We start from the raw sequence: 19,259 nt of genomic DNA on the forward strand, positions 1-19,259 counted from the left end.
CATACGCTCTACCCCTCTAGGATGCAATCGACTGTATAACCTACCCCGTCCGGATGCTCCTCGTGCTGCAGCCCATGTACATCAGCATCAAATCCAGGAAATTGCGCGGCGAACCTCTGAGCGAAGGCTAGATAGTCGAGAATCGAGCGCGTTTCGGAGGTGAAGCGCTCGCCCGGCATGATCAGGGGAATCCCTGGCGGGTACGGCACCAGCATGACCGCGGCGATGCGACCTTCCAACGCCTCGATGGAGACCGCCTCAACCTCGCCGCGTACCAGCTTGTCGTAAGCCTCGGCCGGCTTCATTGCCAACGCAGGCAGCGCGGTATACATCCGTCTCATGGCTCTTGCGGTGGCGTTCTTGCGGTAACAATCATGGAGCGAGTCGCATAGATCCCTCAGCCCCATCCCCAAGTATTGGCTGCCGCCTGCCTGCACCACAGTCGGCAACGCATCGCATAACGGTACGTTGTCGTCGTAGTGTCTTTTGAACTCCAGTAACTCAGTCAGCAACGTGCTCCATTTACCCTTGGTGATACCCATGGAAAACAGCACCAGGATCGAATAGAGACCGGTTTTCTCGACGACCAGCCCCCGTTCCCAGAGAAACTTGCTGACCACTGCCGCTGGAATGCCCCGCTCGCTCAACTTGCCACCGGCAGTCAGTCCGGGCGTTACCAGGGTGACCTTGATCGGATCGAGCAGCACGTAATCATTGGCAACATCCCCGAAACCATGCCAATCCGCTTCCGGCTGCAGCAGCCAGTCGCTGGTGACCAGTTCGTCCGCCCCATCTGCCGAAGCAGGCTGCCAGATGCTGAACCACCAATCATCTGGCGCCAGATGCTGTCGCAGATTAGCCAATGCGCGGCGAAAGCTCAGCGCCTCGTCGAAGGTTTCCTGGATCAGTGAGCGACCGGCGGGACCCTCCATCATCGCCGAGGCGACATCGAGCGAGGCAAGGATGCCGTACTGCGGGGAAGTGGAGATATGCATCATGAAGGCTTCGTTGAAGCGATCACGATCTAGCTGTCGCTGCTCACTGTCGAGGACATGAATCATGGATGCCTGGCTGAAAGCCGCGAGCACCTTGTGCGTCGAATGGGTGGTGAATACCAGCGGCCCCTGCTCGCGAGTGTCCATCCCGTAGCGCCCGTCGTAGAACTCGTGAAACGCGGCGTAGGCGTACCAGGCCTCGTCAAAATGCAAGACATCTACGCTGTTTCCGAGGGTCCGCTTGATCAGGTTAGCGTTGTAGCAAAGGCCGTCGTAGGTGGAGTTGGTTACGACCGCCAACTTCACTCTTGGCGAGCGCCCACGGGTGAGTGGGTTGGCATCGATTTTGGCCTGAATCGATTCCGGCGAAAACTCCTCGAGCGGAATCGGACCAATGATTCCGAGTTCGTTGCGTGAGGGCGTTAGATAAAGAGGAATTGCGCCGGTCATGATGATCGAATGCAGTATCGACTTGTGGCAGTTACGATCCACCAGCACCAGGTCGTCCCGGGCCACCATTGAGTGCCAAACGATCTTGTTTGCTGTAGAGGTTCCGTTGATTATGAAAAACGTGTGGTCTGCACCGAAGTTTCGGGCCGCTCGGGCCTCGGCCGCTGCCAACGGACCAGTGTGGTCAAGCAGCGAGCCAAGCTCAGGCACCGACACCGACAGGTCGGAGCGCAGCGTGTTCTCGCCAAAGAATTGATGGAATGCCTGCCCGACCGGGCTCTTGCGAAAAGCGACACCACCGCCATGGCCAGGCGTGTGCCACGAGTAGTTCGAGTCCCCCGTATGCTGCACCAGCGCGCGGAAAAACGGCGGCAACAACCCATCCAAATAGCTCCGCGCGGCGCGAGCGACTTGCCGCGCGAGGAACGGGACGGTGTCCTCGAATAGATAGAGCAACCCGCGCAGCTCGTTCAAGTCCGCCATAGCCTCAGCTGGCGCATTCTCGATGGTAATCTGCTCACCAAGCGCAAAAATTGGTAGCTGAGGCGCACGCCGGCGTGCGACTCGTATCAGCCCCACGACATCCTGTAATAACCGTTGGTTTTCGCCAGCGCCTTCTGCAGCAACCAGGATGCAGGCCAGCCCGTGATGGGTTGACGCGACAATTCGACCCTCTGCAGCGCTTCCCGTCGGGAGAATATGAAAGCCGTCCCGCTCAAGCTCGGCTGCTATTTCTCGTACTCGCTCGCCGGCAACGGTATCGGCCTTGATGTCACGGTGAACAATGAGGATGGGGAATTTGAGGTCTTTGTACATGAGGGCGTCCTGGAGGGAGTCCTCTCCAGCGTAGAGGCTCTACCCGCAAGCACCAAGCTAGAATTTATTGCGTGGCGCGCCGAAGCGTCTGTGAGCGCGTCGACGCCAACGCCTCAGACCGGCAATGCTTCCGCCTCGTTGTGGACGGGTTGCTCCAACTGAACCCAGAGGGGCACGGCACCCGCTGCCTTCTCGATCGCCTGCATGCGTGCTGCATGCGCAGCGACTTCTTCGGCACTGGCGCGGATCACCAAGGTACTAGGGCGGTCAGCTGGCAACCGGCGGATAGGCGCAGGCTGCTGACGGCCGCCACTCTCGGAGCCGGCACCGTCACCCGCCAGGGACAGGTTGGTTTGTCCACCCGTCATTGTCAGGTAGACGTCGGCGAGGATCTCCGCATCGAGCAGCGCGCCGTGAAGATCGCGACCCGAGTTGTCGACCCCATAGCGTTTACACAACGCATCAAGGCTGTTGCGCTGGCCAGGATGCCGTTCACGGGCCATCAGCAGGGTATCGAGGATGCTGCAGTGATCGCTTAGCTCGGTACGATCCTGCTGACCAAGCAGGGCGAACTCGTTATTAATGAATCCAACGTCGAACGCTGCGTTATGGATGATTAGCTGGGCGCCCTTTATGAATTCGAAGAACTCATCGGCAACCTCCCTGAACCGAGGCTTATCGGTCAGAAACTCATTAGTTATCCCGTGAACAGCGATGGCGCCCTCGTCTACCTCACGATCCGGCTGCAGATAGACGTGATAATGCCGGCCGGTAAGGCGCCGGCCGATGACCTCAACACAGCCTATCTCGATGATCCGGTGACCATCGGTTACTGGCATACCAGTGGTTTCGGTATCGAGTACTACGCTTCGCATATTTCACATTACTCAGGCAGGTTGTCGTTTGGCTTGTACTACACCGCGATTGGCCAGCAGATCGGCGCGCTCATTTCCCGGGTGGCCGGTATGCCCGCGGACCCACTGCCAACTGACCTGATGACGGCTAACCTGCTCGTCGAGCAGCCGCCACAGATCGGCATTTTTGACTGGCTGCTTGGCGGCCGTCTTCCAACCACGCTTCTTCCAGTTGGGCATCCAGTCGTTGATGCCCTGCATGACATATTGCGAGTCTGTCACCAGCTTGACCTGGCAAGGCCGCTTCAGCTCTTCCAGTGCACGGATGGCAGCCATCAACTCCATGCGGTTGTTGGTGGTTTCCGCCTCGCCACCCCAGAGTTCTCGCTCCACGCCCTTGTAGAGCAGCAGCGCACCCCAGCCGCCCGGGCCAGGATTGCCCTTGCAGGCGCCGTCCGTATAGATCTCGACCGTTTCGTCACTCATGAGAAATTCTTCGCCTTTTACTGTTCGGCATCCCGGCGACTGACTTTCGCTACGGGCATCGGTAGCAGCTGCCCCATGCGCTCACGACGGCTTTGCCGCACTGGTCGCAGGCCTACCATAAGCTTTCGTGCCACTAGCAGGTAGAAACCGCCCATAGGCAATTGCGACCTTTGCCCTGCGGTCTCCAGGCCGGATAACCGCGCCCGCCACTGGCTCGACGAAAGCGGCGGACAATAGCACCCGAACTGACGTTTCTCCAGTGAGAATCCCAGCAGATTCAACCAGTCACCCACTCGCGTCGGACGGATGCAACGTGCATGGCGAAAGGCCTTGCGTGACAGCAGGCGCGTCGCTCCCCAGGCGCTCCACGGGTTGATCCCGACGATCAACAAGTGCCCTCCTGGCCGAACGCTACGGGCGGCTTCGCGCAACAGCGCGTGCGGCGACAAACTGAAATCCAGACCATGCTGAAGCACCACGACGTCAGCAGCGTGCTCGCCTATCGGCCAGGATTGCTCTTCGCAAACGATTTCAACGCCCGCCAGCGGCGGGCCCAGGCGAACGCTGCGCTTGATCTTCTGCGGCTCGATCGGCGTATTGGCGAACGGCCCGTAGTGCACCAAGTAGCTACCGAAACATCGCGACAGCTCCCGGCTGATCACGCGCTGTTCCTGCTCGAGCAATTGCCGCCCTGAGGGGCCATCGAACCAGGCGCTGGCCTCGCTCATCAGCGACAGCCAGCGTTCGTCCGACTTGGTACAAGACTCACTCATGGTTAGCCTCCATTCGTCGGTTTGGCGGACCCGATCAATACGCCCTATCGGTTCAACTCTCCAGTTCGGCTGTTAGGATGCGCTTTTGCTAATGACTTGGCGACCCGTGCATATGTTGAAGATAGACGCTCTGCCCGCCTTCACCGACAACTACATCTGGTTGCTTCAGGATCCTCAAAGGCGTCGCTGCGCAGCGGTAGACCCGGGTGAGGCTAGCCCTGTTCAGCAATGGCTGGACGCTCGCCCCGGCTGGCAATTGACTGACATTCTGATCACTCATCACCACCACGACCATGTAGGCGGCGTCGAGCAGCTCAAGGCCCAATATGGCGCGACGGTCTATGGCCCAGCGAACGAAAATATACCGGCCAGAGATCATGCGCTGGTCGACGGGCAGCGCGTCCGCATTCTCGGCCAGGATTTAGAAGTTTTTGAGGTTCCGGGGCATACCAGCGGTCACATTGCCTATTTTCATGATGACGCCCAAGCGCCCTGGTTATTGAGCGGCGATACGCTGTTTGCCGCAGGTTGTGGCCGCCTGTTCGAGGGCACCGCCACCCAAATGTTCACATCACTGCAACGGCTTGCCGCACTGCCTGCAGCTACCAAGATCTATTGCACCCATGAATACACGCTGAGTAATCTGCGGTTTGCTCAGGCAGTCGAACCGGAAAACCCTGATATCGCTGAACGTCTCGAACAGGTCGTCCGCCTGCGTGAGGCAGAACGCATCACGCTGCCCTCCGACTTGGGTATCGAACAAACCACCAACCCCTTCCTGCGCTGCTGGGAGCCCGGAGTGGTAGCCGCAGCAAGTCGGCATGCCGATCGGCCACTGGAGACAGCGGAAGCCGTGTTCTCGGTACTTCGAGGGTGGAAAGACAGCTTTTAATGAAGATCGACCAGTCGCCAAAAACCGAGGCGTCGGGTTGACCCACCGGAGCGGCATTCCTACACTCCCTCGAATTTGCGCCTAGGGAGCCCATCAGCCAATGCCGTCTGACTCTACGAACAGCCCACAGCCGGACGCCTTGGCAGCCTCCGGCCGGGCCCTGGCGCTAGCAATCTGTCTCGCTATAACCGGCTGCCAGAGCACCTCCCCCCGAGCCCCGACGGACAGCGATGCCCGTACCAGGGCAGTGCCGATGGTGCAGAACACCCTGTGGCTCACGGAGAAAGCGCCGGCAGAGCCGACCCATGCGGACATATGGGATCGCATCAGGCATGGATTCAAGCTACAGGACCATCTGGAAAGCAATCCGCGCATCGAGCAACAGCGCCTCCTTTTTTCCAGCCGACCGAATTCCATCGAGATGGCAAGCGAGCGAGGCAGCCCTTACATCCATTACATCGTGGAACAGCTCGAAGAACGCGACATGCCCCTCGAGCTGGCACTGCTGCCCATTATCGAGAGCGCGTACAACCCGTTTGCTTATTCTCCAGCTCAGGCAGTCGGCCTTTGGCAGTTCATTCCTTCGACAGGCCGCCACTTTAATCTGCAACAGACCAGCTGGTATGACGGCAGACGCGACATCACCGCGTCCACCACCGCAGCGCTGCGCTATCTGACCTATCTACATGGCCTGTTCAGCGACGACTGGTTGCTTGCGCTGGCTGCCTATAATGCTGGCGAGGGAACCGTCAGCCGCGCCATCGAGCGAAACCAGAAGCTCGGCCTGCCGACAGACTACTGGAATCTTCCCCTTCCTCGAGAAACTCGCGATTACGTACCAAAACTGCTGGCGCTTTCGCAGATGGTGCAAAGCCCTGATGCATATGGACTGAATCTGAACCCCATCGCTAACGAGCCTTATTTTGAAGTAGTCGCATTGAAACAGCGCATGGAGCTCGCCAGGGTCGCCGACATGGTGGATCTGGACGAAGACGAGATCTACCAGCTGAACCCCGCGTTTACCCGGCGTATTACGCTGGACGGCCCGCAGCACCTGCTGGTCCCAAGCGACAAGGCAGAGATGTTTGCGGCAAACCTTGCGCTGATGAAACCGCAGGATATGGTTGACTGGCAGCAATACAAGGTACGTCCTGGTGACACGCTGGGCGCAATCGCCAACCGGCATCGCCTATCAGTCAACATCATTCGTGATATCAATCGCCTGCGCAGCGATCACCTGCAGATCGGGCAAGTGCTGAGCATTCCGCAATCAGCCGGCGCGGCGCAGTCTCAGGAATTGCTCCACGCGGTTGCGAGAAGCCAGCCGGCACCGCGCAGCTACCGCGTGCGCCAAGGTGACAATCTCTGGGATATCGCCAAAGCACAGAAGGTTTCGGTCCGTGATCTGCAGCGCTGGAACAACCTGTCAGGCAGCAATCTCAAGGTCGGCCAGGCACTCTTTCTCCAGGCTGCCGGCAATAACCAGCAGACCAAACCCGCGCCGACCTATTACAAGGTTAAGAAAGGTGACTCGCTTTATGTGATCGCCAAACGCTTCAATGTTCAAATCAACAATTTGAAGACCTGGAACCCCAGAGACAGCGCGATGCTCAAACCGGGCCAGACGCTTACGCTGTACATTCCACGCTGAGCTGCGGCGCGCAAAGGTTTACGCGGCCCTGCTCAATTGCGCTTGCTCAGTGCATCGAGACAGCGCCCGGCCAGCTGGGTAAATCGCTGAAAGGCGACAAACTGCTCGTGTTTCAGCGCTCTACCGGATACGCGATTGTCGGCATAGAGCACGCCGATCTCACGCGTGCCTGCCATTAATGGCGCAATAAAAAACATGCCTTTTCCCAACTGCTGGCGAAGCGGCAAGCTCACCAGCTCGTCGAGGTTATAGCTTGCCGGAATGCCCATCCACAGTGGCTGACGCTGGCGCAGTACATAGCTGAAGATGTGCGACTGGCCTGACGGATCAACGGGCAACACGAATTGTTCAAGCCAGGACTGAGTTTGATCACCCACTGCACACTTAGCACGGAACGACCGCTGCTGATCGGCAAGAACGGTGAGCATAACGCGCTCCAGCCCTGCGCCTTGGTGCAGCCCCTTGAGCAGCGTATCGAGTATCAAACCGACGTCACCCCGATTGGTGGCCATCATGCCGAGGTCCTGCATGGCCTGCTGCATCAGTAGCAGGTCAGGCTGCAAGAGGCTCGCGGCGCGCTGTGCCTGCTGCAATTGAACCTGCTCCGGGTCAGTGGACGGTATCAGCTTGCCCAGTCGACTGGCACCAAAAGTAGTCGCAACGTTCACCGCCTCGTCCGCGCTAGCAAGGACTTGCTGCATCGCATCCGCTTCAGAGATGCCGCTGAAATCGGCCAACTCCTTGACCAGCCCTTCCATTTCCGGGCAGCCCCACCCATTCAAGGCCGCTGCGCCAATGCGAACCCCCAGGCTTACGGAGTGCACTGCTGGGTCCCGCAGATTCCCCGCCCCATGAGCGAAGCTGGCCAACTCTCCGATATTCCAGCTCTTAATCAGACCCAGGTTAAGCTGGCGAAAACTGGTACCAAGCACCTGCTCGACAGCTTGATCGTGATCCGTGCCGGCCGCCAAGGCATCACCCAGCTCATCGGCCTGCTGGCCACCGCAGCCCCAGAACGCGAGCTCGCCCACCTCGTGCAGCAACGCGGCGATGAAAACCTCTTCCTCATGCTTGGTCAGAACGTAGCCGGCAATGTTGCGTGCCTGCACCGCCGCATGAAAGGACCGGGCGAGCAATTCCTGCAGCTGTTGTCGCGGCGTACGATCCAGTAAACCGTCGATCAGGCTGACCGAAAGACTGATCAACCGAACGTTATCGAAGCCGATCATGACGATGGCTCGAGAGATGGTCTTGATCGTTTCCTGGGACGGGTTGTAGTAACTGCTATTGCCAACCCGAAGCACCTTCGACGTCAGGGCTGCATCGCGCAGGAGCACGTCCGCCAGCTGCTGAACAGACGCATGCTCTTGCTCGGTAATCCGCTGAAGATCCTGCACGACCGCCGCCAACGCAGGCAGTTCGGATTGGTTCAGGCGGTCTATCCACGCCTGCAGACCGTAACTGGTTTCACTCAAAATTTGAGACCTCACCCAAGGATCGGGCGGCTGAAGGGAAAGGCAGTTTGCCCAGATGGCCGGCCTTTTTCCAGCGGATACAAGCTGTTACTGTAGCCGGCCGAAAAGACCGAAAGCGCCATGGATCGGATTCACCGTTTGATGCGACCCATCCTATTACTGTTGAGCTGTCTGGGACTGAGCTTTCCGTCGTTCGCCACCATCAGCGAAAGCCACGGTTATGCGCAGTTCGGCACCCTTAAATATGCGGAAGACTTTACTCATTTCGATTGGGTGAACCCCGATGCGCCTAAGGGTGGCAACGTGCGGCTGATGGCTTCCGGCACGTTTGACACGCTGAATCCTTACACATTCAAGGGAACCAGCCCAACCGCAACACCTGGCTTTTTCCAGTATGGCGTCTCTGAACTGAACGAGCCGCTGATGGTTGGGACAGGCGTCTATGATCCATCAGGCGACGAACCCGCTTCAGCGTACGGCCTGATCGCCGAGACCATCGAGTACAGCGACAACCATAGTTGGGTGGTTTTCAACCTGCGTGACTCGGCGCGCTTTCACGACGGTCGCCCGATCACGGCTTACGACGTTGCATTTTCTTATCGGCTGTTGATCAAAGATGGTCACCCGCGCTACCGCACCGATCTGCAGGGCGTTGATCGCGTCGACATACTCAATCGCCATCGCATTCGTTTCGTGTTCGACAAACCGGGCCAGCCATTGCTGATTATGCGCCTCGGTGAATTGCCGGTGCTGCCGCAACACTATTGGAAGGACCGGGATTTCCGCGCAACCACATTCGAGCCACCATTGGGCAGTGGCCCTTACAGAATCAGCGATGTTCAGCCAGGACGACGCGTCACCTTCGAGAAAGTGAAGAACTGGTGGGGTAGCGATCTCCCCGCCAATCGCGGTAAGTACAACTTCAACCGGGTCGACGTGGAGTTCTATCGCGACACGACTGTCGCCTTCGAAGCCTTCAAGGTCGGCGAGTTCGACTACTACATCGAGCACCAAGCAAAAAACTGGGCCAATGGCTATCAATTCCCGGCGGTTCTGCGCGGTGACGTGATTCGTGCAGAGATTCCGCACGAAATCCCTACCCAGACCCAGGCAATGTTCATGAACGCGCGTCGTTCGACCTTTGCCGACATCAGGGTGCGGCAGGCTTTGGGCATGATGTTCGACTTCGAGTGGACTAACCGCGCCCTGTTCTATGGGGCCTACCAGCGCAGCGAAAGCTACTATCCGAACAGCGTGTTCTCCGCGACCGGGACACCAGAAGGTGGGGAATGGCTCCTGCTCTCGCCATTCAGGGAGCAACTCCCGGCGCAGCTCTTCACCGAGCCATTCAAATTACCGAAAACGGACGGGCGCGGAATTCCACGCGACACTTTGCGCAAGGCGCTGGCTTTGCTCGGGGATGCCGGCTGGAAGCTGACGCCCGACGGCCTTCGAGACAAGGCGGGGCGCCCATTCAGCTTCGAGATTCTGCTGGTCAATCCGGGGCTCGAGCGGATACTTCAGCCCTATGTGGAAAACCTGTCGCGGATCGGCATATCAGCCCGCCTGCGAACTGTCGATGGCGCGCAGTACAAGCAGCGGCTTGATCAGTATGACTACGACATGATCTTGACCACACTCGGGCAGAGTCTCAGCCCTGGGCTGGAACAGTGGCTGTATTTCCATTCAAGCCAGGTGAACGTAAAGGGCGGTCGCAACTACGCCGGCGTCGCCAACCCCATCGTCGACTCAATGATCGAGAAGCTGCTTGCGGCGAAGACCCGTGACGAGCAGATAGCCGCCACACGCGCTATCGACCGCGTTCTGCTCTGGAATCACTACACCATCCCCAATTGGTACATCAGTTACCACCGTCTGGCATACCGTAATCGGTTTGCCCACGTCACCACACCGCCCTACACGCTGGGATTGCGCGCGTGGTGGTTGAAGGACCTGGAGGAGAAGGCTCAATGACAAGCAAGATACGTCGGGTGTTTCTACAAGCGGGCACCTTCGCCCTACTCTCCCTCACGGGCCTGGCCGAAGCGGCACCGCAGCATGCGCTGACCTTGTATGGTGAGCTGCCCAAATATCCGTCTGACTTTTCTCATTTTGAGTATGTCAATCCGGACGCCCCCAAAGGCGGAACGCTGCGCCAGGCAGGTTTCGGCAGTTTTGATTCGCTCAACCCGTTCATCAACAAAGGCGTAGCTGCGGATGACATAGGCCTTGTCTATGACACGCTGACGACTAACAGCCTTGACGAGCCCTTCACGGTTTATGGCCTGCTCGCAGAAAAGATCGAGAAAGGGCCAAACAATGAGTGGGTGCGTTTCTACCTGCGGCCCGAGGCGAAGTTTCATGACGGCGAGCCGGTTGAAGCTGAGGACGTTGTGTTCACTTTCGAAACGCTGATCAGCAAGGGCGCGCCGCATTACCGTGGCTACTACGCTGACGTCGAAAAAGCCGTGATCGAAGGCCCGCGTCGCGTCCGGTTCGATTTCAAGCACGCTGGGAATCGAGAGCTACCGCTGATCCTCGGCCAGCTGCCCGTCCTGCCGAAGCATTGGTGGACAGACAAAGATTTCGCCACTGGCAGCATGGAAGCCCCGTTGGGCAGCGGGCCCTATCGCATCGAGCGAGCAGAAGCGGGTCGCTCAGTCCGTTATGCCCGCGTCGAAGATTACTGGGGCAAAAACCTCGCGGTGAACCGAGGTTTCTATAACTTTGCTCACGTCAACATCGATTACTACCGCGATAACACCGTAGCGCTCCAGGCTTTCAAGGCAGGACACTTCGATTACTGGCTGGAGACGAGCGCGAAGAACTGGGCCACTGCCTATGATATCGAGGCCGTCAAAGACGGGCGGATCCTCAAGGAGGAGATCGCCAATCACAATCCCCAAGGCATGCAGGGATTCATATTCAACACCCGCAGAGACCGATTGCAGGATCCGAGGGTTCGAGAAGCCCTGGCGCTGCTCTTCGATTTCGAATGGACAAATCGCCAATTATTCAATGGTGCCTACACACGCACCACCAGCTATTTCGATAACTCCGAGCTGGCGTCCTCGGGCCTGCCCAGTGAGCAGGAGTTGAGCATCCTCGAACCACTACGCGGCAAAATTCCGGATCAGGTATTCGAAAAACCTTTCGAACTGCCACAAACCAACGCCGATGGCATCATCCGAGCACAGCAGCGCCGGGCCTACGAGCTGCTTACGGCAGCCGGCTGGAAGATTGAAAACGACCAGATGGTGGACGCCAAGGACAAGCCGGTCAAACTCGAGTTTCTGTTAGTGCAAGCAGACTTCGAGCGCGTGCTGCTGCCCTACAAGCGTAACCTCGCCAGTCTGGGCATCGACCTTGAACTCCGCCGCGTCGACGTATCGCAATACATCAACCGGCTGCGTTCTCGTGACTACGACATGATTGTCAGCGGCTTCGGCCAGTCGAGCTCGCCAGGCAATGAGCAACGTGAATACTGGCATTCGGCGAGTGCCGATAATCCAGGAAGCCGCAATTACATCGGGCTGAAAGACCCCGCCATCGATGTGCTAGTCGAAAAGCTGATTGCCGCTGACTCGCGGGACGAGTTGATTACACGTACTCGTGCGCTGGACCGTGTATTGCTCGCAGGTCACTACGTAATTCCGAACTGGCACATCAAAACCTGGCGTGTCGCGTACTGGAACCATCTCGCACACCCAGAAATAACGCCACGTTACGATGTCGCCCTGATGACCTGGTGGAACAAGCCAGACGTAGACAAGCCCGAGCCGGAACCGCTTGAAGACAAGCCAGCGACCGAAACGGATACCAGCGTCACCCGTGCGACGGAACAATAGGCATGCTCGCGTACATTTTCCGGCGCCTACTACTGATCATCCCAACTCTGTTCGGCATCTTGCTGATCAATTTCATCATCATTCAGGCCGCACCTGGCGGCCCCGTCGAACAGGCGATTGCCAAGCTGGAGGGCTTCGAAGGCGCAACCAGCCGGATCGCCGGCGGAGGATCCGAAGTCGCGACTGGGAGCAACAGCTATCGAGGCGGGCAAGGCCTGGACCCTGACCTGATTGCCGAAATCGAACGCCTGTACGGCTTCGACAAGCCGGCACCAGAACGTTTCTGGATCATGCTCAGCAACTACCTGCGGTTGGACTTCGGTGAAAGCTTTTTCCGCGATGCCAGCGTGACCGATCTGATTATCGAAAAAATGCCGGTGTCGATCTCGCTGGGGCTATGGAGCACGCTCATCATGTACTTGGCATCGATCCCACTGGGGATCGCCAAGGCAACTCGACATGGCAGTGCATTCGACGTCTGGACCAGTTCGGCCATCATCATTGGCTATGCAATACCTGCGTTCCTGTTCGCCATCCTGCTGATCGTGCTGTTCGCCGGCGGCAGTTATTGGAACTGGTTCCCACTGAGGGGGCTGACCTCCGGAAACTTCCAAGAGCTTTCGCTCACCGGCAAGATCATCGATTACTTCTGGCATCTTGCGCTTCCCGTTACGGCATTGGTGATCGGAAATTTCGCGACGCTCACCTTGCTGACGAAAAACAGCTTCCTCGATGAAATAAACAAGCAGTACGTCATCACAGCACGCGCCAAAGGCTTGAGCAAAAATCGCGTGCTGTATGGCCACGTGTTCCGTAACGCAATGCTGATCATCATTGCTGGCTTCCCCTCGGCATTTATCGGCATGTTTTTCACCGGCTCACTGCTGATCGAGGTCATTTTCTCGCTAGACGGACTTGGCCTGCTTAGTTTCGAGGCAGCCATCAATCGTGATTATCCCGTCGTGTTCGGCACGCTTTTTCTCTTCACCTTGCTCGGCCTGGTAGTCAAGCTCATCGGCGACCTAACCTACACGCTCGTCGATCCCCGAATCGACTTCGAAAGCAGGGAGGCTTGAGATGAAGCTGTCGCCGCTGAACCAGCGCCGGTTCGCCCTGTTCAAGGCCCACAAGCGCGGCTGGTGGTCACTGTGGATCTTTCTGACCCTGTTCGTACTCAGCCTAGGCGCCGAGCTGATTGCCAACGACAAGCCGATCGTGGTTCGTTTCGATGGCGACTGGTATGTGCCCGTGTTCAAGCGCTATCCCGAGACCGTCTTCGGGGGCGAGTTTCCACTGCAGGCCAACTACAAAGGACCTTACATTCAGGAACTGATCGAGAAGAAAGGTGGCTGGATGGTCTGGCCGCCGATTCCCTTTCATCATTCCAGTATCAACTACGATCTGCAGGTACCCGCTCCCGCCCCGCCATCCTGGGAGAACTGGCTAGGCACCGATGACCAGGGGCGCGATGTGCTCGCAAGAGTCATCTACGGCTTTCGGATCTCGGTTTTGTTTGCGCTGACCCTGACACTTATCAGCTCGGTGATCGGAGTAATTGCCGGCGCGCTGCAGGGTTTCTACGGCGGCTGGGTCGACCTCGTTGGTCAGCGAGTCCTAGAAATATGGTCCGGCCTGCCGGTGCTCTATCTGCTGATCATCCTTGCAAGCTTTGTGCAGCCGAACTTCTGGTGGCTGCTCGGCATCATGCTGTTGTTCTCCTGGATGAGCCTGGTCGATGTAGTTCGGGCTGAGTTCCTACGCGGCCGTAATCTCGAATACGTACGGGCAGCACGCGCCCTGGGCATGCGCAACGGCGCGATCATGTTCCGCCACATTCTGCCGAACGCGATGGTGTCGACCATGACCTTCATGCCATTCATCCTTACAGGAGCGATCGGCACCCTGACCGCCTTGGATTTCCTCGGCTTCGGCTTGCCGCCTGGCGCCCCTTCGCTGGGTGAGCTAGTCGCACAAGGCAAGGCGAATCTGCAGGCGCCGTGGCTGGGCATCAGCGCATTCATGGTGCTAGCCGTCATGCTGACCCTCCTGGTGTTTATCGGAGAGGCTGCTCGCGATGCTTTCGACCCAAGGAAATAGCATGACCGAGAACCTTATCGAGGTCCGCGATCTGGCCGTCGAGTTCGTCACGAATGGTCAGGCCCAGCGCGTGGTGACGGGCGTGAGCTTCGATATCCGCAAAGGCGAGACGCTGGCGCTGGTTGGCGAAAGCGGATCCGGCAAATCCGTCACGGCGCACTCGATCCTGCGGCTGCTGCCCTACCCCCTGGCACAGCATCCGGTAGGTGAAATTCGCTATGGCGGTGAGGATTTGCTCAAAGCGAGCGAAAAACGCATGCGCGGCATACGCGGCGACCGCATCGCCATGGTGTTCCAGGAACCGATGACCTCGCTGAACCCGCTGCACACCATCGGCAAACAAATCAACGAGGTGCTGCAGATTCACAAGGGGCTCAACGGCAAGGCAGCTACAGCACGTACCCTTGAGCTGCTTGAGCTGGTTGGAATACCCGAACCCACCAAGCGAATCCGAGCCTATCCTCACGAACTTTCGGGCGGCCAGCGCCAGCGCGTCGTAATCGCCATGGCTCTGGCAAACGAACCCGAGTTACTGATCGCCGACGAACCCACCACTGCACTGGACGTCACAGTGCAACTGAAAATACTCGAGCTGCTCAAAGAGCTGCAGGCCCGACTAGGCATGGCTCTGCTGCTGATCAGTCACGACCTGAACCTGGTTCGCCGAATCGCTCACCATGTATGTGTCATGAAGAGCGGTTGTGTCGTCGAACAGGCACCTTGCGAGGAATTGTTCCGATCACCGCAGCATCCCTATACACGAGAACTGCTCGGGGCAGAACCTAGCGGCGGACCGGTGCCGGTTGAGCCCTCGTCGCCAACACTGCTGGAAGTGAATGATCTGCGGGTCTGGTTCCCAATCAAAAAGGGGCTTTTCAGGCACACCGTGGACCATATCAAGGCTGTCGATGGCGTCACGTTCAACCTGCCGAAAGGTCAGACGCTCGGCATTGTCGGCGAAAGCGGCTCGGGGAAATCCACGCTGGGTTTGGCTATTCTGCGTCTGCTTTCGAGCAGTGGCGAAATCCGCTTCCAGGGCCATGCGCTTGAGGCGATGTCACAACGGGCGGTACGTCCATTGCGCCGGCAAATGCAGGTCGTGTTTCAGGATCCTTTCGGCAGTCTGAGCCCTCGCATGTCGGTGGGGCAGATCGTTGGAGAGGGGCTCAGTATCCATGGCTTGGGTTCGGCCGAGGAGCAAGCGCAAGCAATCATTGATGCACTGGTCGAGGTTGGACTCGACCCAGAAAGTCGGCACCGTTACCCCCATGAGTTTTCGGGAGGCCAACGGCAGCGAATCGCCATTGCCAGGGCCTTGGTCCTCAAGCCTGATCTGATCCTGCTTGATGAACCAACCTCGGCATTGGATCGAACCGTACAGCGGCAAGTAGTCGAGCTACTGCGCTCACTTCAGGCCAAGTACAACCTGACCTACCTGTTCATCAGCCACGACTTGGCAGTGGTTCGGGCGCTGAGCCATCAGATGATGGTGGTCAAGCAAGGTAAGGTCGTTGAGCAGGGAATGGCAGAAGCAATCTTCGCCGCTCCCCAACATCCATATACACAACAGTTACTGGAATCAGCGTTCATGGTCCCAGCTACTGATGAACAACCAGAAGAGGGACAAGCACATGGGTTTTCTAACCGGTAAGCGCGTATTGATCGTCGGCGTCGCCAGCAAGCTGTCGATTGCCTCCGGAATCGCCGCGGCCATGCATCGTGAGGGCGCCGAGCTGGCTTTCACCTATCAAAATGAAAAGCTCAAGGGCCGCGTCGAGGAGTTCGCTGCTGGCTGGGGCTCGGGGCCGGAGTTGTGCTTTCCTTGTGATGTCGCCAGCGACGACGAGATCGTCAAGGTATTCGAAGAGCTCGGCAAAAAGTGGGACGGTCTGGACGGTATCGTTCACTCAGTCGGCTTTGCTCCGGGCGATCAGCTCGACGGCGACTTTACCGAGGTCACTACACGTGACGGCTTCCGCATCGCCCATGACATCAGCGCCTACAGCCTCGTCGCGCTGGCCAAGGCTGGACGTCCGATGATGAAGGGGCGCAATGGCAGCATCCTCACGCTCTCCTACCTCGGTGCTGAACGCACCATGCCCAACTACAACGTAATGGGCATGGCCAAGGCCAGTCTCGAGGCAGGTGTTCGCTACCTCGCCGGCAGCCTGGGCCCAGAGGGCACTCGCGTCAACGCTGTGTCCGCTGGCCCAATCCGTACGCTGGCAGCCTCTGGGATCAAGAGCTTCCGCAAGATGCTGGCGGCCAACGAAAAGCAGACGCCGCTACGCCGCAATGTCACCATTGACGAGGTCGGCAATGCGGGTGCCTTCCTCTGTTCAGATCTGGCTTCCGGTATTAGTGGCGAAATTCTCTATGTCGACGGTGGTTTCAACACTACTGCGATGGGCGCAATGGAAGACTGATCCACCCGGCGCTATAAAAAAACCCGCATATGGATGCGGGTTTTTTTTGCGCTAGGACTTGCTCAGAAGGTCTCGATCTCAGCGTCCGCATGGAGCATCTGACGGTAGGCAGCGAAATCTTGCTGGCCACTCCGCGACGCCAGGAAACGACGATAGTTCTGCTTGTCTTCCTGCGAGAGCTCCGCTTTGGGCTCGCTTACACCGCTCAGACGAACCACGACGAGATCTCCGTCGGGCATGCGAACACTGCTGTAGCTCGGCTTGTCGCTTTCATCCGGTTTCGGCATCCGAAACACTTGTTGAAGTACTGCCGGCTCAACCCCTTCCTGGTTGCGCGAGGCGGCTTCGACAGGCTGCCACTGCTGCTGAACCTGCCCGCCATCACGCAACGTAGCGATAAGCTGCTCACCGGCTTCAATCGCTTGTTCTGCCGCCTTACTGCGCTTGAGTTGAGTGATGATGTCGTCCTTCACTGTATCGAAAGGCAGCACTTCGGGTTTCAGGTGTTCCTTCACTCGCACAGCAACGACGGTGTCCGGATCCAGCTCGATCACACCGCTATTAGCACCGTCGATCAGAACCTCATCACTGAACGCAGCCTGGATGACCTGCCGATTCGATGCGACATCAGCTCCACCTTCACGGCCGAACGGCTCGGTCGTTTGTACCGAAAGACCCAATTCCTGTGCCGGCTGGACAAGATCGGCAGATTCGAATGCGGTGTCCTCGAGCTGCTTGCTGGCCTCGACGAAGCGCTGCTCAACCTGTTGAGCTTTGAGTTCCCGCACCAGTTCAGGTTTCAGGCTTTCCAGTGTTGGGATCTCTGGCGACTGAACATCCAGAAGCTTGATCAAGTGCCAGCCGAAATCGGAGCGAACCGGCGCAGAGACCTGGCCCTCCTCCAAAGCGTAGAGCGCCTCCTCGAAAGCAGGGTCGTAAACGCCTGGACCAGCAAAGCCGAGGTCGCCCCCTTCACTCGCGGATCCCGGATCTTCGGAAACCTCCTTAGCCAACGCTGAGAAGTCCTCGCCTGAGGCCAAACGCTTAGCGACCTCGTCGATCTTCTCCCTGGCGCTTGCATCGCCAGCCTCATCGGTCTCGATCAAGATATGCGCCGCACGGCGTTGTTCTGCCAGGTTAGCGATACGCTGCTGATACAGATCCTGCACCTCCTCCTCCGACACTTCGACCTGGTCAAAGAAGGACTCCTTGTTCAGCTCGACATACTCGACGATGACCTGCTCAGGCGAGCGAAAGCGGTCGGTATTTTGTTCGTAATACTCGCGCGCCTCGTCACTGCTCACTTCAACGGCGTCGGTATCAGCCGGCACGGTGATGGTTGCGAAATCACGTGTCTGCTGCTCAAGCCGAGCGAAGGCTTCGATCTGGTCATCTGTGACGAAACCGGAACCGGAAATGCCGGCGCGAAGTTGGCCAATCAACATTTCCTGTTTCAACAGCTCGCGGAACTGCAGCCGGGTATAACCCATTTGCTGAATTACCTGATCGAAACGCGCTGCATTAAATGCGCCGTCCACGGCAAACTCAGGAGTTTGCAGGATCAGCTGATCAAGCGCCGTTTCGGAGAAGGCGAAATCCGCATCGCGGGCACCTTGCAGCAAAAGCGCACGGTCGATGAGCGCGCGTAGTGATGACTCGCGTACCAGCTTGTCGTCCAGCATCGACGGGTCGAAGTTGCCTCCTAGCTGCTGAGCCAGTTGGCGACGCTGCATGTTCATGGCCTGGTTGAGCTCGTCCAGTGAGATCTCCTCACCGTTGACCTCAGCGGCATTTCGGCTATTGCTGGCGGCATTGAAAATGGCGTCAAAGCCGGTCAAAGCCAGCAGCATCACGATGATGCCTATGATGGTTTTGGCAATCCAGCCTTGTGAATTGTCCCTGATATTCTGAAGCATGCGTCCCCCAGGAGTCAGCTGCGCAGTCGTCGCTGCAGCGCGGGAATCCGGATAAAAAGAAAGGCGCATCCAGGGATGCGCCTTCTCGGAGCTTTTGGAGCAGCTGGGCCTAATCCCCCAAGCCCGAACGCAACAAGCAGTGCCTGTTCGAATAACCGCCCCAAGCCAGGGCCAGCGCTAACTGGCAACTGGCCGGATCGAAAACGCTTAGTTGACAGCGTCTTTCAGAGCCTTACCTGCCTTGAATCCCGGGATCTTAGCCGCGGCGATGTCGATCGGCTTGCCAGTCTGGGGATTGCGGCCAGTGCGAGCAGCGCGCTCCTTGACAGCGAAAGTACCGAAACCAACCAGCACCACGGAATCACCAGCCTTCAGAGCGCCTGTAACGGATTCAATTACTGCATCCAGCGCGCGGCCAGCAACAGCTTTCGGGATATCAGCAGATGCGGCGATAGCATCGATCAGTTCCGACTTGTTCACTCTAAGTCCCCTTATTTCTGTTGAGTCGTATCTATAATTTTTTAGGTGTAAGCAAAGCGGTGCCGAAATAGCAACTACACAAAAGGCCGGCTTATATCAA

15 protein-coding genes are annotated in these 19,259 nt (G+C 58.0%); 8 read left to right on the forward strand and 7 right to left on the reverse strand.

The genetic code is table 11. From position 1 onward, the window contains the following. Positions 1 to 8: 8 nt before the first annotated feature. The 4 genes from ACQKIK_RS19160 to ACQKIK_RS19175 form a co-directional block, all read right to left on the reverse strand. Positions 9 to 2,261: an Orn/Lys/Arg family decarboxylase gene (locus ACQKIK_RS19160; protein WP_499137127.1), complete on the reverse strand. Its 2,253-nt coding sequence runs from the start codon at positions 2,259 to 2,261 to the stop codon at positions 9 to 11. A 113-nt stretch (positions 2,262 to 2,374) separates the two neighbouring features. Continuing rightward, complete coding sequence (gene dnaQ, locus ACQKIK_RS19165) at positions 2,375 to 3,136, reverse strand: DNA polymerase III subunit epsilon (RefSeq protein ID WP_499137128.1); 762 nt, start codon at positions 3,134 to 3,136, stop codon at positions 2,375 to 2,377. A gap of 12 nt (positions 3,137 to 3,148) precedes the next feature. Beyond that, entirely contained in the window at positions 3,149 to 3,601 is a 453-nt protein-coding gene (gene rnhA / locus ACQKIK_RS19170; protein WP_499137129.1) for a ribonuclease HI, read from the reverse strand. 17 nt (positions 3,602 to 3,618) lie between these two features. Beyond that, a complete protein-coding gene (locus ACQKIK_RS19175; protein ID WP_499137130.1) occupies positions 3,619 to 4,374 on the reverse strand; it encodes a class I SAM-dependent methyltransferase in 756 nt (251 codons plus the stop codon). 112 nt (positions 4,375 to 4,486) lie between these two features. On the opposite strand from ACQKIK_RS19175, the gene gloB reads away from it, so the two are divergent. Both gloB and ACQKIK_RS19185 read left to right on the forward strand, forming a co-directional pair. After that, positions 4,487 to 5,266 (forward strand): hydroxyacylglutathione hydrolase, encoded by a 780-nt coding sequence (gene gloB, locus ACQKIK_RS19180; protein ID WP_499137238.1) that lies wholly within the window; start codon positions 4,487 to 4,489, stop codon positions 5,264 to 5,266. Between the two features lie 100 nt (positions 5,267 to 5,366). Then, positions 5,367 to 6,917: a lytic transglycosylase domain-containing protein gene (locus ACQKIK_RS19185; RefSeq protein ID WP_499137131.1), complete on the forward strand. Its 1,551-nt coding sequence runs from the start codon at positions 5,367 to 5,369 to the stop codon at positions 6,915 to 6,917. A gap of 32 nt (positions 6,918 to 6,949) precedes the next feature. Here the strand turns inward: ACQKIK_RS19185 and ACQKIK_RS19190 are convergent, their stop codons facing one another. Next, complete coding sequence (locus ACQKIK_RS19190) at positions 6,950 to 8,392, reverse strand: HDOD domain-containing protein (protein WP_241530999.1); 1,443 nt, start codon at positions 8,390 to 8,392, stop codon at positions 6,950 to 6,952. Between the two features lie 141 nt (positions 8,393 to 8,533). On the opposite strand from ACQKIK_RS19190, the gene ACQKIK_RS19195 reads away from it, so the two are divergent. Genes ACQKIK_RS19195 through fabI form a run of 6 tightly spaced genes read left to right on the forward strand, consistent with a single transcriptional unit; the run spans position 8,534 to position 16,763 of the window. Continuing rightward, positions 8,534 to 10,366 carry an extracellular solute-binding protein gene (locus ACQKIK_RS19195; RefSeq protein WP_499137239.1) on the forward strand — a complete coding sequence of 611 codons (1,833 nt, stop codon included), beginning with the start codon at positions 8,534 to 8,536 and terminating at the stop codon, positions 10,364 to 10,366. Beyond that, positions 10,363 to 12,240, forward strand: a complete 1,878-nt coding sequence (locus ACQKIK_RS19200) for an extracellular solute-binding protein (protein ID WP_499137132.1) — start codon at positions 10,363 to 10,365, stop codon at positions 12,238 to 12,240. The genes ACQKIK_RS19195 and ACQKIK_RS19200 overlap by 4 nt, the downstream gene beginning before the upstream one ends. Positions 12,241 to 12,242: 2 nt before the next feature. After that, positions 12,243 to 13,316: a microcin C ABC transporter permease YejB gene (locus ACQKIK_RS19205; protein WP_499137133.1), complete on the forward strand. Its 1,074-nt coding sequence runs from the start codon at positions 12,243 to 12,245 to the stop codon at positions 13,314 to 13,316. A gap of 1 nt (position 13,317) precedes the next feature. Then, positions 13,318 to 14,337: an ABC transporter permease gene (locus tag ACQKIK_RS19210; RefSeq protein ID WP_045427634.1), complete on the forward strand. Its 1,020-nt coding sequence runs from the start codon at positions 13,318 to 13,320 to the stop codon at positions 14,335 to 14,337. 1 nt (position 14,338) lies between these two features. Continuing rightward, positions 14,339 to 15,988 carry an ABC transporter ATP-binding protein gene (locus tag ACQKIK_RS19215; protein WP_046161190.1) on the forward strand — a complete coding sequence of 550 codons (1,650 nt, stop codon included), beginning with the start codon at positions 14,339 to 14,341 and terminating at the stop codon, positions 15,986 to 15,988. Beyond that, complete coding sequence (gene fabI / locus ACQKIK_RS19220) at positions 15,969 to 16,763, forward strand: enoyl-ACP reductase FabI (protein ID WP_045427639.1); 795 nt, start codon at positions 15,969 to 15,971, stop codon at positions 16,761 to 16,763. Before ACQKIK_RS19215 ends, fabI begins: the two co-directional genes overlap by 20 nt. Before the next feature lie 62 nt (positions 16,764 to 16,825). On the opposite strand, the gene ACQKIK_RS19225 is transcribed toward fabI, so the two are convergent. After that, complete coding sequence (locus ACQKIK_RS19225; RefSeq protein ID WP_499137134.1) at positions 16,826 to 18,679, reverse strand: SurA N-terminal domain-containing protein; 1,854 nt, start codon at positions 18,677 to 18,679, stop codon at positions 16,826 to 16,828. Between the two features lie 207 nt (positions 18,680 to 18,886). Beyond that, positions 18,887 to 19,159: a nucleoid-associated protein HU-beta gene (hupB, locus tag ACQKIK_RS19230; RefSeq protein WP_019339231.1), complete on the reverse strand. Its 273-nt coding sequence runs from the start codon at positions 19,157 to 19,159 to the stop codon at positions 18,887 to 18,889. Positions 19,160 to 19,259 lie beyond the last annotated feature (100 nt).

Source organism: Pseudomonas sp. NPDC047961 (assembly GCF_050272435.1).
Lineage (GTDB): Bacteria > Pseudomonadota > Gammaproteobacteria > Pseudomonadales > Pseudomonadaceae > Stutzerimonas.

Bases quoted from the DNA above. Each gene is read 5' to 3' on its own strand.
- gloB (WP_499137238.1), top strand. From the start codon at position 4,487: ATGTTGAAGATAGACGCTCTGCCCGCCTTCACCGACAACTACATCTGG.
- ACQKIK_RS19185 (WP_499137131.1), top strand. From the start codon at position 5,367: ATGCCGTCTGACTCTACGAACAGCCCACAGCCGGACGCCTTGGCAGCC.
- ACQKIK_RS19225 (WP_499137134.1), bottom strand. From the start codon at position 18,679: ATGCTTCAGAATATCAGGGACAATTCACAAGGCTGGATTGCCAAAACC.
- dnaQ (WP_499137128.1), bottom strand. From the start codon at position 3,136: ATGCGAAGCGTAGTACTCGATACCGAAACCACTGGTATGCCAGTAACC.
- ACQKIK_RS19205 (WP_499137133.1), top strand. From the start codon at position 12,243: ATGCTCGCGTACATTTTCCGGCGCCTACTACTGATCATCCCAACTCTG.
- fabI (WP_045427639.1), top strand. From the start codon at position 15,969: ATGGGTTTTCTAACCGGTAAGCGCGTATTGATCGTCGGCGTCGCCAGC.
- ACQKIK_RS19215 (WP_046161190.1), top strand. From the start codon at position 14,339: ATGACCGAGAACCTTATCGAGGTCCGCGATCTGGCCGTCGAGTTCGTC.
- ACQKIK_RS19160 (WP_499137127.1), bottom strand. From the start codon at position 2,261: ATGTACAAAGACCTCAAATTCCCCATCCTCATTGTTCACCGTGACATC.
- rnhA (WP_499137129.1), bottom strand. From the start codon at position 3,601: ATGAGTGACGAAACGGTCGAGATCTATACGGACGGCGCCTGCAAGGGC.
- ACQKIK_RS19175 (WP_499137130.1), bottom strand. From the start codon at position 4,374: ATGAGTGAGTCTTGTACCAAGTCGGACGAACGCTGGCTGTCGCTGATG.
- ACQKIK_RS19200 (WP_499137132.1), top strand. From the start codon at position 10,363: ATGACAAGCAAGATACGTCGGGTGTTTCTACAAGCGGGCACCTTCGCC.
- ACQKIK_RS19195 (WP_499137239.1), top strand. From the start codon at position 8,534: ATGCGACCCATCCTATTACTGTTGAGCTGTCTGGGACTGAGCTTTCCG.
- ACQKIK_RS19210 (WP_045427634.1), top strand. From the start codon at position 13,318: ATGAAGCTGTCGCCGCTGAACCAGCGCCGGTTCGCCCTGTTCAAGGCC.